We start from the raw sequence: 15,204 nt of genomic DNA, 5'->3' as shown, positions 1-15,204 counted from the left end.
CGCCAGCGCTTGCATTCAACGCTGGACTACCGCACACCGGCGGAAATGCAAGAGTATTTAACCCAACAACAAGAACGGGCAGCATGATCTGGCTTAACGTACTGTCCATTTTTTTGTAGCAATTCCACTTTCACTTCTGCCTCTTATCCTTATTCCTGCCGATCCATGATAATTCGCAATCCATCCAGCGTAAGCATGGGATCAATGGTATCAAAATAATCGGTATAGGGTCCTATCTTTTCAGAGAATCCGCCGGTTGCAACCACCTTTACCGTTGGTGAGTCCAGCTGTTCTTTCATCCGGTCGATAAGTCCTTCCACCATGCAAAGGTGTCCCAAAACCAATCCCGATTGCATAGACTCTTGCGTATTTTTACCAATTACGTTGGGCGGTGGTACAAGCGGAATCTGTGAAAGTTGGGCAGCCTTTCCAACCAAGGCATCAATAGTAACCTTAAGACCCGCACAAATAGCTCCACCTACTAATTCACCGGGCTTCTTTACAGCTACCAGGGTTGTTGCCGTTCCAAAATCCACAACAATGCAATCATCCTCAAACATTTCGCAGGCCCCTGCCACACCGGCTATCAGGTCGGCCCCAACAGCTTTCGGGCTGGTAGTGGTTATTTTAACTCCGGTATCAAGTGTACTATTTAGTACAACGGCCTCAGTCTGTGCACGCCGACGGAATACCTCGCTAATCACTTCCGTAAGTTGAGGTACAACGCTGCCAATGATTATACGGTCAAACTTTTTATAGCTTAAGCCTTCTGCCGTAAATAAGTTCTGTAAAAGGACTCCATATTCATCAGCAGTCTTACTGTCATCACTTTGTATTCGCCATTGATATTTCCATACTCCTTCATCAGACACCCCTGCAACAATGTTTGTATTCCCTATATCGAGCGCTAAGAGCATAATTGTTTTACTTTACATTTTCTTGTTGTCACGCATAAAATAGGTTACCGGTTTCCTACTTCAAAATTTGTATAATTATGGATTGACAATGTTTAGTTGGGGATGCCGAGGTGTGGAATTAGAAAGCTCTTCATGATTATTCTTACAGACCTGACATTGACATTGAGTAATGATACCACTACGATTGTATCTTAAAAGGTTGACTAATTCGAAGCGCAACGCTATTCCCTTAACTGCCAAATTACCTCAATTTATGAGTCAAAAGGATCAACTATTACGTTTATTCACCTATGATATGTGGGCCAATGATCAAATTTTATTAACGCTTCAGGAGCATCTCAACTTTCCGGAATCCGATAAAGCTGTAGCTTACTACTCTCATATCGCCGGTAGCCAAGAGCACTGGCATGCCCGCATTAAAGGAAGCGCTTCGGACAAGATAGAAATCTGGCCGGACTATGGCCTCCCTACCGCACTGCAAAAGCTAAAAACATTAGCAGAAAAGTGGGAGGTGTTGATCGAATCCAATGACCCTTATTTTAACCGCAAAATCCATTATCAAAACTCAAAAGGTCAGAAGTATGCCACTCCACTTGCGGATATTCTACAACATATTGTTATTCACGGCCAACACCACCGGGCTCAAATCGCTCAGTTGTTACGAAATGCAAAAATAACACCTCCCGGTACCGACTTTATCTACTTTAGTCGTGCTAATTAGTATATTGGCCCTCTTAATTTTCATTTAATCTACGCGAGGTTACACTCTGGAATCTCTCGAACAACTTCTGTCAGCATTTTCAAGTTTCATGTGGGGCATTCCACTTGTCCTTTTGCTCTGCGGCGGCGGGCTCTTTTTTATGATTTATTCTGGCTTTGCCCCCTTCCGTTATTTTAAACACTCCATCAACATTTTGCGGGGTAAATATGATGACCCCGATGATCCCGGAGATATTAACCACTTTCAGGCCCTCTCGAGTGCACTTGCTGCAACTGTGGGCTTAGGTAACATCAGTGGTGTAGCTGTTGCTATAGCTATGGGTGGTCCCGGTGCCGTTTTCTGGATGTGGGTAAGTGCCTTTCTCGGCATTGCTACCAAATTCTTTACCTGTACGCTCTCTATTATGTATCGGGGCGAAGATTCCAAAGGGAAAATCCAGGGAGGAACTATGTATATGATACGCGAAGGCTTGGGCCCCAAGTGGAAGCCCTTGGCCGGCCTCTTCGCATTGGCAGGACTTTTTGGCCCCCTGCCCATTTTCCAGGCGAATCAGTTAACGCAGGCACTTCGGGATATCGTATATATCCCCAACGGATGGGTTACTGAACAGGCCCACTTCATGGGCGACCTCTACACCGGCATTATCATTTTTCTCATCGTCTCGCTGGTCATCTTTGGAGGCATTAAACGGATTGGAAAGGTAGCTTCGCGCATGGTTCCAGCTATGGTAATACTCTACGTGGGCCTTGTACTGGTTATTTTAGGTGTTCACTTCCAGGAGCTGCCAACCTATTTATACCTAATTGTGACAGACGCCTTTACGGCTAAAGCGGCCCTCGGCGGAGCGGTGGGACAAATTATCATTACTGGTTTCAAACGCGCCGCCTTCTCCAACGAGGCCGGTATTGGGACCGCTACATTGGCCCACGGGGCTGCCAAAACGAAAGAACCCGTCCGAGAAGGGCTCGTAGCCATGCTTGGCCCAGCCATCGACACGCTGCTTGTTTGTACGATGACCGCACTTGCTATTCTGGTAACAGGGGTATGGCGAACGGGAGACGAAAACGGTATTGCGCTTACCGCTTCGGCCTTCGGTGAAGCGCTGGGTCCTATTGGCCCCTACCTGCTGGTGCTTTGTGTTGCTGTCTTTGCTTTCAGTTCACTTTTTACCTATTCCTACTATGGAACCAAATGCTTTGGATTTTTAGCAGGTGCCGAACGACAAGACTGGTACCAGTATTTTTATGTAGCTTCGATTATCTTCGGAGCGGTAACCTCTATCTCCGCTGTTATCAACCTCATTGATGGCATGTATGCCGTGATGGCCATTCCAACGATGGTCGCCACACTCATGATGGCGCCAAGAGTTAAGGAAGCAGCCCAGGATTACTTTTCCCGCATCGATAGTTTCAAAGAGTACCATTAACCTTCTTAAATTACCCTCGACAGTGAAAAAACATACGCTTTTATTTACCCTCACTCTAAGCCTACTTTTTATAACGCTGTGGATGTCCCCTGCAAATGCACAGCAAGCAGATAAACCCAAAGTGCCTGTTATTAAGGATGGCCAGGCTCAAGTCGTTCCCGCATTCGAAGACACTTCAAAATGGATACGACATGACTTATGGGTGGAAACCAATTTTGATTCCGATGACGATGGAAAACCTGATCGCGTTCATGTTGATGTTACCCGTCCTGCTGAAACTGAAGCAGGTCTTAAACTTCCGGTTATTTACGAGACAAGCCCTTATTATGCCGGTACCGTATCTGGGTCAGACATTTTTTGGGGTGTTCGCCATGAGCTGGGGGAAAAACCACCTAAACGCCTCCATCCTCCAAAAATTGACCGGCGGGATACCAGTCCCATTATTTCCAATACCCATATAGAAACATGGGTCCCACGTGGGTTTGTTGTCGTGCACTCATCCTCGCCCGGCACAGGGCTATCCGAAGGTTCACCAACCGTCGGCGGTAAAAATGAATCATTAGCACCCAAGGCCGTTATCGATTGGCTTAACGGACGTGCTAACGGTTACAAAACTGTTGACGGCAATGAAAAAGTTGAGGCTTACTGGACCACAGGAAATGTAGGCATGACCGGTACATCCTATAATGGCACTCTGCCTCTTGCTGCGGCTACTACCGGAGTTGAAGGTCTTAAAGCCATTATTCCGGTAGCGCCTAACACCTCATATTACCACTATTACCGCTCCAATGGCTTGGTTCGCTCACCGGGAGGATACTTGGGCGAAGACATAGATGTGCTGTATGATTTCATCCACAGTGGAAACCAAGAGCACAACGCCTATAGCGACTCTACTATCCGTGATACCGAGATGGCAAATGGAATGGACCGTATTACGGGCGATTATAATGACTTTTGGGCTGGACGTGACTATCTCAATCAGTTAGAACCCTTGAAAGCGGCGGTGTTAATGTCCCATGGATTCAATGACTGGAACGTGATGCCGGAACACAGCTATCGCATCTATAAAGCTGTTAAAGAGCAAGGCGTTCCCGCGCAGATCTATTATCACCAACGAGGTCATGGCGGACCTCCTCCTTTGGAGATGATGAATCGTTGGTTCACCCGCTACCTGTTTGACATAGAAAATAATGTTGAAGATGATCCCCGGGCCTGGATTGTCCGTGAAAATGATAACAGCAAAGAACCGACCCCATATGAAGATTATCCCAACCCCGATGCTGAACCAGTTACCCTTCACCTTACGGCTGGAGCTCCGCAACAAGGTGGGTTAACGCTCAAGAAAACGAAAGGTGAAGGAACAGAATCGCTGATCGATAACTTTTCTTTTTCAGCCTCAGATTTAGCCCAGGCCGAATGGACCGACCACCGACTGATGTACGTTACCCCTGAACTTCGTGAGCCTGTGCACATTTCTGGAACACCCTCGATCACCATAAAACTGGCCAGCAGCAAGCAGGCTGCCAACCTATCCGTGATGCTTGTATCACTCCCCTGGCGTGAAGGCCGAGACACTAAGATCACCGATAATATTATCACCAGGGGGTGGGCGGATCCTCAAAACCATGAATCACTTCGGCAAAGCGAGCCGTTAGAGCCCGGTACATTTTATACCCTGACGTTTGATCTACAACCGGATGATCAAGTTATTCCTCCGGGCCAAAAAATTGGGCTGATGATTTTTTCCAGTGACCGGGAATACACGCTCCATCCTGACCCCGGTACAGAAATAACCGTTGATTTAGATGGCACATCGCTCACCTTACCAGTTGTTGGTGGGGAGAAGGCAGTGAGTAACGATTAATTGAATTATGGGTATCGGCTTGCCAGCCATATTATTTATTACTGCCAGTCGGTACCGTTACCTTTAAAGCGTTTTTTTTATTTTTTCACTTCTTCTGAAACAATAGAAAAGAATTGTCGTATTAAGAAATGTCTTAGCACCATAGATATTAAACGCAAACCTATGCATTATAATGAACTTATATAATAATGCCATTTTAGTTGCATTAGTTATCCTGTGTAATAAGATCGTTTTGAAAAAGAAAATGCGAACGCAACCTACCCTTGCGAAGTAGCATTCTAAGCATAGATAGATACCCTGAAGCCCCGGTAATAAATTGCCGGGGCTTTTTTATTATCAATATGTGTAATGGTGAGCCGAATCCATTATATTTTACAAGACAGATCATAAAACAACTTTATTCTGTAGCTATGGCTGATAATATTTTAGGTATCGATCCGGGATCTCGTACCACAGGATACGCCATCCTTACGAAGCAGGACGGTAAACTGGTGGCCATGCGCTGTGATACTATCACCATGGCCCATATGGATGATCATTCAGAGCGGCTACAGCATATTTTTGAAAAAATATCCGGGATTATAGCCTCCTTTAATCCTACTTCATGCGCTGTAGAAACGCCTATTTATGGAGTGGATCCCCTGGCTATGCTTAAATTAGGGCGTGCACAAGCCGCAGCCATGCTTGCGATTACCAACAGTGATATCGGGGTAACCGAATACTATCCAAAGCAGGTTAAAAAATCGATTACGGGAAATGGTAACGCCAGTAAAGAGCAGGTGGCTTTTATGTTACGTAAGACGGTACGTCTGCCTAAAGAGAAACTATCGAAGGATGCCACCGATGCCCTGGCAGTTGCCTGGTGCCATTTAATGAAGCAAGATAGTGTCTTGAGCCAGACGCCCGCCTCAAAAAAGAAAACTCATCAGAATAATAGTAAGTCGAGCTGGGAAAGCTTTGTAGCCAATAATCCAGATCGAATACGTTCTTAGATTTAACAACATTTCATGATTGCTTATTTAAAAGGTATAGTTCATTCTAAATCAGAAAATCAGCTGATTCTCAATGTACACGATGTGGGTTATCAGCTTGAAATTTCAAGTCAAACACTGGAGGTGCTGCCCGCGAAGGGAGAAGAGACTGAGCTACTGGTTCATCACCATATTACGGATAATGATCAGCGACTTTTCGGCTTCTTGGGACAAAATGAAAAAGACCTCTTTGAACTGCTGATTACGGTTAAAGGGGTGGGGCCCAAGCTGGGGCTGACGATCCTTTCAGGCCTGCCGGCGCAGGAAATTACCGGGGCGATCGTCCAGAAGGATAAATCTACCCTCTCAAAAATTAAAGGGATCGGTAAGAAAACGGCGGAACGTATGATCCTGGAGCTTAAAGACAAAGTTTCTGAAATGGTTGACGCCACTTATACTTCCAGCAGTAGCTCGGTTTCCGGTAACCTGAAAGAAGAGGCCGTATCAGCTTTACAGTCGCTCGGCTTTAAAAAACGTGATTCCGAAAAGGCCGTTTCAAAAGCGGTTAATAGTGGAGAAAATGCCGAAAACGTACAGGATCTTGTCAAATCAGCACTTGCCCAGCTCAATACATAACAATTATTTAACAACCTTCGGGTTTAATTTGAGAAGGGCTCTTTGTAGTATTGACAGGTAAAATTGTGATCATAATTTCATTACGTTAACTAAACATGCAACCAATCCTAAGCCCGTGGCTAATAGAAAAACCATTTTAGTTGTCGACGACGAACAGGACCTCCTCGATCTAATCGAATATAACCTCAAAAAAGAAGGCTTTGATGTTTTAAAAGCAGAAAATGGGCTGGAAGGTATTGAAGTTGCTCGTGAGCACAACCCTGATTTAGTGTTACTGGATATCATGATGCCTAAGATGGATGGGCTGGAAGTTGTTGAACGAATGCGGGGCGACAAAAAACTTAAACAAATTCCTATCATCTTTTTAACGGCCCGGGGCGATGAAAAAACCGAAGTGGAAGGGCTCGATAAAGGCGGTGATGATTATATCACTAAACCCATTAGCACAACCAAGCTTATTTCGCGCATCAAAGCCGTGCTTCGTCGTTTTGAAGAAACCCAGGAGATGGCCGACCAGATCGACGTCCATGATATTGTCATTGACAAAGATCGTTATATTGTAACCCAGGGGGAGGAAGAATTTCACTTGCCCCGCAAAGAATTTGAGTTGCTATATTTCTTAGCCAGCCGTAAAGGCAAAGTCATGGATCGACAAACGCTGCTCAACCATGTTTGGGGCGACAATATTTACGTCGTCGACCGTACCGTGGACGTCCATGTTCGGAAAATTCGTGAAAAGCTGGGAAAAGAATATATCGAAACCGTTAAAGGCGTAGGATATCGCTTCAAAGAATGAAACGAGCATCGTTCACCAAATCATCCCGATTATCATTTAGGGTTGCTCTTTTTTCGGCACTGCCTGTCGGCGGCCTATGCATCATTTTGTTGATCTTCTTTGCGGACCTATCCATAAGTCTGGCCCTGCTGCTTAGCTTGGTAATAATGGTTACAGCCTTTTGTACCATTTACTACACCATTTACCGGCTACAATTTTCCCGGATGGAATCGCTCAATCGCATCACCCGGAATATTGCCCGCAAACGGTTTAGGGAATATGAAGAACTCTCTGCCGGCGGCCATGATGAACTCGACTACCTCATCAAACAGTCTATACGAGCAAGCAAAACGGTGGAACGGGAAATCCAGCGCTTAAATCGCATTGAGAATTATCGCAAAGAATTTATCGGCGACATTTCGCACGAGCTAAAAACCCCGATCTTTGCCATTCAGGGCTTTATTGAAACGCTGCTCAATGGTGCAATCGATGATGAGGAGGTGAACCGACAATTCCTGAAGAAGGCGATGCGAAATGTGAACCGTCTTATTTTCCTCACCAAAGATCTGATGGAGATTTCTAAGCTCGAGACAGGAGAGCTAAAGTCGGAGGTGCAGGATATTTATCTCCACGATATAGCATCCGATGTGGTGGAAAGCCTGCAGTATAAAGCGCAAAAAGAAAATGTCTCCCTGAAAGTAGATCGCTTTGAGAAAAATACCTTAGTATCTGCCGACCGCAACCAGATAAAGCAGGTGCTGATTAACCTGATCGAAAACGCCATCAAATATAATGTACCCAATGGCTCCGTTACAGTTGGTTCGAAACCTTTCCCTAAAGATGAAGACAAAATCCTGGTCTATGTGAAAGATACCGGTATTGGAATTGAACAACAGTATATTGAACGGGTAACGGAGCGGTTTTTCCGGGTTGACAAATCACGATCTCGTGAAAAAGGGGGTACCGGCCTTGGATTAGCTATTGTAAAACACATTATGGAAGCCCATGGTGAAGACTTTTTTATTGAGAGTACAGCCAATGAAGGTTCTACATTTAGCTTTACACTCACTAAAGTGCAGAGAACTCCCGTGTCTGCTGAAATGGTTGAATGATTTTTCACCTTCACTTCCCATAGGTATCTGTCGAAGAAATCCAAACGGGCTAAAATCTCATCTTTCATTATTGCTGCAATATTAGCTACTTTTCAGCTTAAAATTATTCTCACTAACTCATATTCAACGTTATGCTGCACGCTGTAATTATGGCCGGAGGATCGGGCACGCGTTTTTGGCCCCGAAGCACCCAAGAACATCCCAAGCAATTTTTGAATCTATTTGGCGATCGTACGATGCTACAGAAGACGGTCGATCGCATTGAAGAACTAATTCCTGCCGAGCGCACCTGGGTGATCACCAATGAGCGTTATGAAGACTTGGTTCACGAACAACTGCCCGATGTTCCCCTCCAGAACATTGTGGGCGAACCGATGCCCAAAAATACCGCACCCTGCGTTGCCCTTGCTGCCGCACTCATTCACGATCAGGATCCCGACGGTACGATGGTTGTCCTCCCCGCCGACCATCTTATCGAAGATACCGAGACCTTTCTTGCCGTCTTAGAAACTGCTCAGGCTAAAGCAAAAGCAGGGGAAAACCTCATCACGGTAGGCATTGAACCCGGCCATCCCGAAACCGGCTACGGCTACATTGAGTTTGATAAAGATTCTTCCGGTATTTATGCTGGACGTGAAGTCAAGAAAGTACACCAATTCCGCGAAAAGCCTGATAAAGAAAAAGCCCAGGAGTTTCTGGACTCCGGTAATTTTTTGTGGAACAGCGGCATGTTTGTCTGGACTACATCCACAATACTGAAAGAATTTGACCGATTTCAGCCGGAAATAAAGAAAGAGGCGGATAAGCTGCAGAACTCCGTTGGTACCGATAGTCAGGATGAAGCCATTAACACCTTTTATCAAAACTGCCCATCAATTTCTATTGACTACGGTATTATGGAGTCTTCCAACAATGTTTTTGTAGTACCGGGTTCTTTTGGCTGGAATGATGTTGGCAGCTGGAAAGCCGTGTATGAGCTGCGTTCCAAGGACGAAAACAAAAATGTTATCGAAACAGAAACCGCTGCACTCACCAATGCTGGCGGCAATCTCATCCAGAGTAAGAGCGGAAAGATGATTGCGCTCGTTGGTGTAGAGAATCTTGCCGTTGTTGAAACAGATGACGCTATCCTGGTCTGTAACCTCAACGAAGCCCAGGGCGTTAAGCAAATCGTCAACCAGCTTAAAGAAAACGAAGAGACTAAAAGATTTTTATAAAGTCTCTTTCACGGCTAAAATATAGAAACAGGAACAACTCTTTTTGAGCTAAAACCTTTCTCAAAGAGTAGGATATTACTAAACATATTATCCCAAAATATTTTTTCAGTTCCTATTGCTCCACAAATACCATAATTATAAAAAATGCCTTGTCGTAGCTTAACTTTTATGGCATAAACCTTATTGCCCTTAGCTAACATTTTATCATGAGCATCCGCTAACTGTGAAGCAACCTCTGTTGATAAATCACTTAATTGATGTTCCGATACAACTTTTGTTTCATTTTCATAATCTAAAACATAGTTATCCTTATCCATTATCTGCTCCTTATAAAATGACATGTTAACATCGTTCAAGGTGTCAATGAGTTCATAGGACAAGGGTTCAATTTCTTGATAATTTTTTATGATTTTGGGATTCCATGAGTCCATTAAATATTCCAATTGAGACGAACAGCTTTTGTATGTTGAGTCGTTTTTCTTAACCCCAACCTGTGCTAAAGTAAGATCGCTCCCTAATAATAACGATATGGACAATACTATTATATTTTTTACCAATATAGGCATATATCCTCCTCCGGTGTATTTGAGGGGTTTTTGCAAAATCTGCCTCCCCATCAATTAGTTAATTTAATGAGTTCTAACGCCGATATTTGCTTTTCCTCATTATTTAAGGTCCCATTTATATTTCTTCAACTGAATAATGAAAAAATATTACTATATACATATATGGGTATATATACTATATAGTATTTAGATGAAATTATATTGTACTTTACAATAATTACTAATTTACTACTATGCAAAATAAACCACGCAAAGTTACCCAGAAAGACCTTCCCTTAACCATTAAGAACGTATCGGCTGTTAAAAAAGCGACCATACAAGAATACGTCGGCTATGCAATTCTTGGAATAGGTGGTGTTGTACTGCTTACTGGCATCCTAACTCTTCTCTTTGGGCCCAGTTCTCTCCGAATTGGTTTGGGCGGGCCTACATTTACAGAGTTTATCCTGCTATATCCCGGTCCTATTGCCAGCATTGGCTTTTTCCTGGTTTTTGCCGGCAGCCAGGTTTCAAGCCATGCCTTTGATCGGGTTCAGCAATATGTGGAGGATAACTATATCCTCCATGATGAATATAACAAACCAGCCACTGACGCCATCATCGCTGCAGCTCCTTCGCCAAAATCTGATAACAGCCTTACGCTGCATTATCTTGCGGTTGACAATAAACCGGATACTGCCAATGCCAATCAGCCTGCTTAACCTCAACATCCAAGCATATGGATGTTATACTTCTATTGTCAGCTGATCGTAGGCCAACTGGACGTTATCCGGGAGGCGTGCATTCGTTTTTTTATGATTTACATAGGAGTTCATGTGAATCAAATACGTCTGCGGAATTTCTAACTCATTAGCGATAGCTGTTGCTTCGGGAATGGTTAGGTGGGTAGGATGTTTGGGCTCCCAGCGTAATCCATCAAGCACCAGCACCTCAGAGCCCCGAATGCGTTGTTTCGTTACCTCAGGAATCTCTTTTACATCGGTGAGGTAAGCAATTTCATTTACCCGGAAACCCAATACATCTATCCGACCATGGCTGGCGGGCAGCGGGGTAATGTCAACATCCTTGAACGAAAGGGTATCCGTCATCTCCCGGAGATCTATTGATGTTGCCCCCGGATATTTATCCGGACCAAACATATAGTCAAACCTTCGTTTGATAGCTTCTATGCATGATTTGCTTGTATAAACGGGAATGCTCTGTTCCTGCTTATAACAGAAAGGCCGCAAGTCATCCAGACCGGAAATATGATCCATATGCTCGTGCGTTATGAGCACCAAATCGATGTGAGACAATCCGGAACGAATGGTCTGCAGTCTAAATTCCGGACCGGTGTCGATCACTATCGAGGCTTCGTTGGTTTGCAGCCATGCCGAACAACGCCAACGAATATTACGCGGATCGCCATCTAAATGCTCTTTCCCAAATCCACCTGCTACAGGAACCCCCATGGAGGTACCTGTTCCTAAAAAAGTTAGCTGCATTAATCCAGATCTATATCTAATTCTTCAATTTCAGTATCTTTAAACCTGTCAAAACGATCCCAAAGTTCTTCGAGGTGATTGCGGACGGCAGGCTTAATATAAATATCCTGCAGGGACTTGTCTTTTAAAACGCGAGCCAGTAACCCTACCTGCTGTTGCTCTGGCTTTTTCTTATTGAGTACAACCAGGTTTTCCCCCTCTACGATGCAGGAATCTCCTCTAAATGTTCCTTTTTCTTTCCGGATGGTATAGCCGGCCTCTTCTACCAGTTGTTCTAACTCTAAAAGTAGTTTTTCTGTTTTCATGGGGATCCGTTAAAATGTAATTCCCACCTGTATGCTGTGCCCGTTCACACGGTAATCATATTTTTCCTCATCTACATTATAATTTCTCAAATCATACTTATAACCCAAGCTAAGTCCGGTATCTCCAAAAAGACGGTCAAAGAACAGCCGTCCATTTAGGGCAAGCGTTCCCAAAGAGCCACCAAAGAGTCCACCTGAGGCAAACGTAAATCCATAGCTTGGTATTGCTCCCAACTGAATGCGTATATTGGGTTTGGGTCTTGCATTGGCCTTGAGCCCAGCACCAGCTGTAATGCCTCCAAAACGGAACTGGTCACGGGTTCCTAAGGGAGCTGCACTTGTTCGATCGTTTGTGATATTAGTTAGTCGAGAGGATATTCGAAAAGGCAACAGCAGGATAAACTTTTCGGTTATATAAAGTGGGAGACCAAAATTCAGGTTTCCTCCGACGTCAAAATATCCGACATCATCACTTCCCGTCACTTTACCTCCGGCTCCCAAATAAAGATTCAGTGCCCTACTGCTAAATCCTGCACGTATTACCGGGGCATCATAGGAAAACTGTCCGGCACCATCAATTCCCTCCTCCCCTTGGTATGTTACCGTGGCTGGTTCAAAGCCCAAATATAATTCAGTTTTGGGGGCATTAAATTGTGCCTGCCTGTCACTATCAGCAGAAAACATTTGTGCACGGGTAATATCGGCAGAAACTACAACGAATAGGGTGATTAAGAGTACTTTCAGCATAAAACTGTGCTGAAAAAGCCTTTTTCGGGAATGCTTAATCATAAATTCATATTTTATAATTACAATATCTTATTAAAATAACGGCTTATAATCTATGAAAACTCTCGGACTACTGATAATATTTTCATTTGCATCACTTGCCTTTATGAATGGCAGCAACGACTCGGTATATAATTATAACCTATCCGATATTGACGGAGAAGAGACTTCCCTGGGTAAATATGAGGGAAAAGTATTACTCATTGTTAATACCGCCTCAGAATGTGGTTTTACCCCTCAATATGAAGGGCTGCAGGCCATTTACGAGGATTATCAGGACGAGGGATTAGTTGTTCTTGGATTTCCCGCGAACAATTTCGGGGGACAAGAACCGGGAACGGAAAAAGAAATTAAAAGGTTTTGCAAAATAAACTATGATGTTTCGTTCCCTATGTTTTCTAAAGTTTCAGTGAAAGGCGAAGAGCAACATCCGTTGTTTAAATACCTCACAACGGCTCAGAACCCTGATTTTACGGGCACCATCAAGTGGAACTTTGAAAAGTTCCTGGTGGATAAGAATGGCAAACTCATTCGACGTTTCCGCAGTGATGTAGAACCAAAAAATAATACAATTTTAAAGGCAATAGAATCCGCTTTAGATAGTTAACATAATGTATCCCTAATATACATCCCATCACCATCCCGACAGAGGGCCGTAACTGATACTTACGGTCCTCCTTTTTTTATATTAATTCAAGCGGTGCGAGATAAGCAAAAACTTTGGAATGCGCACTTTCAATATCCTTCCATCTTCAGCCTGCATCGTATAATATCCTTCCATGCTCCCCCGATATGATTTCAGTACGCAAAAACTGTTATAGGTGTGTTCGCCACCAGGCACGATAGAGGGTTGCTGGCCAATGACGCCTTCTCCATCAACCTCATGATCTGTGCCGTTGGAATCTTTAATTTCCCAATGACGCCTCAGCAAGGTTACTGGACTTTCACCTAAATTCCTGATAGAAATAAAGTAAGCAAATACATGCTTACCGGCTAATGGACTTGACTCTTCTTCTAAATAGGTGGGTTTCACTTCAACACTGATGTTGTGTGAAACTTCAACAAATGTTGGTTGATACATAGATTCAGGGCATTATTTTTTTTCTATGGTAACTAAATTCTACCAGTCAATCAAAAGATACTAAAAAATGAATATTTACCTTGACATAGCTAATAAATTATCCGTATATTTGGAGCTCTTAATGCGCAAGGGCATTTACGTCCTCGCAAAATAAGTGGTTTTTTGGTCCGGTAGTTCAGCTGGTTAGAACGCCTGCCTGTCACGCAGGAGGTCGCGAGTTCGAATCTCGTCCGGATCGCTCAACGATAAGCCTCTGACTCACAACGAGTTAGGGGCTTTTTTGTTTTGGGGAACTGAGCAAATTAATAGGTTTATATCTTCTCTGGGACAACAAAAGTTTTGAGACCCTTTCCCTTTATTTCAATAATCCCAACCATTCTGATTGAGCATCTGGAACAATCAGCAGATCTATTAATTGTCAGAGAATGATACCTATTCACTCCCAGTTTAAATAGTCCCTTCGGGATATAGGTTGGGAAAATAATACCCCACCACTTTTGCAGGGATATTGAAACGAAGGGGGCTCCGATGACTTTCTGAGGTTACCAGCTCTTCCCCTTCCAGCTGGCTTACTACTTTACGTGCTGTTCGATCTCCTAAACCAGTCACTCGTTTTGCCTCTCCACGGGATACCTCTCCACGAAGCATGACTTCAGTTAGGATATATTTCGCCTCTTGACGAAGTGCTGGCTCTCCGGCTATCATACTCTGCGAACGCAGGTCAATATATCCCTTGATGCGCTGCTGCAGGTTATCGAGATCCAGCAGTTCGCCCATAAACGCTATCTGATCCAAACAAGTATCCAGGAAAAACTCACAAAACCTCCGTAATCCATGGTCAGACAGATTTCCGCGGACATCATAATTCCCCTTCCTGGGGGAATCTGCTATAGCTAAAAATTGCTGATAATCTTCTTTTCTTCTGGATAGTCCCCGAGAAATCGTCCATAGGCCATGGGATTCTATTTGAGCCTTTTTCATGTAGGCATGACTAAACAACCGTGCTGTCCTACCATTACCATCCAGAAAAGGATGAATCCATGCCAATCGGTGATGACTTGCTGCAACGGCAATTAATTTCTTGGCCCCATGCAATTTATCAGGATGATAGGAATCACTAAACCTCCGCAAAAAATCATCCAAGGCCTTTGGCAAGGGAGGCATATGACGCCCAACCTCTATTAACCGATCTCGCAACCTGCCAGGTTCCATCAACAGCATTTTATCTGATCCAGGCCCTTTGATTTTCCGAAATTCTTCTGGCACCTGCTCATAAAAGCGTTTATGTATCCAGCAAATAAACTCCCGGGAACAGATCTCCAGCCCTTGCTGTTCGGATAGCC

At 44.0% G+C, this 15,204-nt stretch carries 17 protein-coding genes and 1 tRNA gene; 11 read left to right on the top strand and 7 right to left on the bottom strand.

What is annotated here, in order from left to right:
- Positions 1 to 149: 149 nt before the first annotated feature.
- Positions 150 to 917: a type III pantothenate kinase gene (locus J6I44_RS02760; RefSeq protein ID WP_265764417.1), complete on the bottom strand. Its 768-nt coding sequence runs from the start codon at positions 915 to 917 to the stop codon at positions 150 to 152.
- Positions 918 to 1,170: 253 nt separating this feature from the next.
- Between J6I44_RS02760 and J6I44_RS02755 the strand changes: the two genes are divergently transcribed.
- The 8 genes from J6I44_RS02755 (at position 1,171) to J6I44_RS02720 (ending at position 9,639) form a co-directional block, all read left to right on the top strand.
- Positions 1,171 to 1,638 (top strand): DinB family protein, encoded by a 468-nt coding sequence (locus J6I44_RS02755; RefSeq protein WP_265764416.1) that lies wholly within the window; start codon positions 1,171 to 1,173, stop codon positions 1,636 to 1,638.
- Between the two features lie 46 nt (positions 1,639 to 1,684).
- Positions 1,685 to 3,064 (top strand): alanine/glycine:cation symporter family protein, encoded by a 1,380-nt coding sequence (locus J6I44_RS02750; protein WP_491536870.1) that lies wholly within the window; start codon positions 1,685 to 1,687, stop codon positions 3,062 to 3,064.
- Positions 3,065 to 3,086: 22 nt separating this feature from the next.
- Positions 3,087 to 4,928, top strand: coding sequence for a Xaa-Pro dipeptidyl-peptidase (locus J6I44_RS02745; RefSeq protein ID WP_265764414.1), 1,842 nt, complete (start codon positions 3,087 to 3,089; stop codon positions 4,926 to 4,928).
- A 410-nt stretch (positions 4,929 to 5,338) separates the two neighbouring features.
- Positions 5,339 to 5,920 (top strand): crossover junction endodeoxyribonuclease RuvC, encoded by a 582-nt coding sequence (ruvC, locus tag J6I44_RS02740; RefSeq protein ID WP_265764413.1) that lies wholly within the window; start codon positions 5,339 to 5,341, stop codon positions 5,918 to 5,920.
- A gap of 15 nt (positions 5,921 to 5,935) precedes the next feature.
- Positions 5,936 to 6,535, top strand: a complete 600-nt coding sequence (gene ruvA, locus J6I44_RS02735) for a Holliday junction branch migration protein RuvA (protein WP_265764412.1) — start codon at positions 5,936 to 5,938, stop codon at positions 6,533 to 6,535.
- A 115-nt stretch (positions 6,536 to 6,650) separates the two neighbouring features.
- The gene (locus J6I44_RS20760) at positions 6,651 to 7,331 is read left to right on the top strand and encodes a response regulator transcription factor (protein ID WP_265764411.1); all 681 of its coding nucleotides are present in this window, start codon (positions 6,651 to 6,653) and stop codon (positions 7,329 to 7,331) included.
- Entirely contained in the window at positions 7,328 to 8,422 is a 1,095-nt protein-coding gene (locus tag J6I44_RS02725) for a sensor histidine kinase (protein ID WP_265764410.1), read from the top strand. Before J6I44_RS20760 ends, J6I44_RS02725 begins: the two co-directional genes overlap by 4 nt.
- A 131-nt stretch (positions 8,423 to 8,553) precedes the next feature.
- On the top strand, positions 8,554 to 9,639 hold the full coding sequence (locus J6I44_RS02720; protein WP_265764409.1) for a mannose-1-phosphate guanylyltransferase: 1,086 nt from the start codon (positions 8,554 to 8,556) through the stop codon (positions 9,637 to 9,639).
- 14 nt (positions 9,640 to 9,653) lie between these two features.
- On the opposite strand, the gene J6I44_RS02715 is transcribed toward J6I44_RS02720, so the two are convergent.
- Positions 9,654 to 10,256: a hypothetical protein gene (locus J6I44_RS02715; RefSeq protein ID WP_265764408.1), complete on the bottom strand. Its 603-nt coding sequence runs from the start codon at positions 10,254 to 10,256 to the stop codon at positions 9,654 to 9,656.
- A gap of 182 nt (positions 10,257 to 10,438) precedes the next feature.
- Here J6I44_RS02715 and J6I44_RS02710 point away from each other — a divergent pair, with 182 nt between their 5' ends.
- Positions 10,439 to 10,906, top strand: coding sequence for a hypothetical protein (locus J6I44_RS02710; RefSeq protein ID WP_265764407.1), 468 nt, complete (start codon positions 10,439 to 10,441; stop codon positions 10,904 to 10,906).
- 24 nt (positions 10,907 to 10,930) lie between these two features.
- On the opposite strand, the gene J6I44_RS02705 is transcribed toward J6I44_RS02710, so the two are convergent.
- From J6I44_RS02705 to J6I44_RS02695, 3 genes are read right to left on the bottom strand one after another with little or no spacing between them, the layout of a single operon-like run.
- Positions 10,931 to 11,689, bottom strand: a complete 759-nt coding sequence (locus J6I44_RS02705) for an MBL fold metallo-hydrolase (protein ID WP_265764406.1) — start codon at positions 11,687 to 11,689, stop codon at positions 10,931 to 10,933.
- Complete coding sequence (locus J6I44_RS02700) at positions 11,689 to 11,994, bottom strand: hypothetical protein (RefSeq protein WP_265764405.1); 306 nt, start codon at positions 11,992 to 11,994, stop codon at positions 11,689 to 11,691. Before J6I44_RS02700 ends, J6I44_RS02705 begins: the two co-directional genes overlap by 1 nt.
- 9 nt (positions 11,995 to 12,003) lie before the next feature.
- Complete coding sequence (locus J6I44_RS02695) at positions 12,004 to 12,783, bottom strand: hypothetical protein (protein ID WP_265764404.1); 780 nt, start codon at positions 12,781 to 12,783, stop codon at positions 12,004 to 12,006.
- 52 nt (positions 12,784 to 12,835) lie between these two features.
- On the opposite strand from J6I44_RS02695, the gene J6I44_RS02690 reads away from it, so the two are divergent.
- The gene (locus J6I44_RS02690; protein WP_286670446.1) at positions 12,836 to 13,387 is read left to right on the top strand and encodes a glutathione peroxidase; all 552 of its coding nucleotides are present in this window, start codon (positions 12,836 to 12,838) and stop codon (positions 13,385 to 13,387) included.
- An 81-nt stretch (positions 13,388 to 13,468) separates the two neighbouring features.
- On the opposite strand, the gene apaG is transcribed toward J6I44_RS02690, so the two are convergent.
- Positions 13,469 to 13,861, bottom strand: a complete 393-nt coding sequence (apaG, locus tag J6I44_RS02685; protein ID WP_265764403.1) for a Co2+/Mg2+ efflux protein ApaG — start codon at positions 13,859 to 13,861, stop codon at positions 13,469 to 13,471.
- Positions 13,862 to 14,025: 164 nt separating this feature from the next.
- Here apaG and J6I44_RS02680 point away from each other — a divergent pair.
- Positions 14,026 to 14,099, top strand: a tRNA-Asp gene (locus tag J6I44_RS02680).
- 209 nt (positions 14,100 to 14,308) lie between these two features.
- Here J6I44_RS02680 and J6I44_RS02675 read toward each other — a convergent pair.
- Positions 14,309 to 15,160 (bottom strand): Fic family protein, encoded by an 852-nt coding sequence (locus tag J6I44_RS02675; RefSeq protein WP_265764423.1) that lies wholly within the window; start codon positions 15,158 to 15,160, stop codon positions 14,309 to 14,311.
- Positions 15,161 to 15,204: the final 44 nt, after the last annotated feature.

Source organism: Fodinibius salsisoli (assembly GCF_026229185.1).
Classification (GTDB): domain Bacteria; phylum Bacteroidota; class Rhodothermia; order Balneolales; family Balneolaceae; genus Fodinibius; species Fodinibius salsisoli.
The sequence above is the reverse complement of the archived record's forward strand: the minus strand, read 5'-3'. Positions and strand labels throughout refer to the sequence as shown.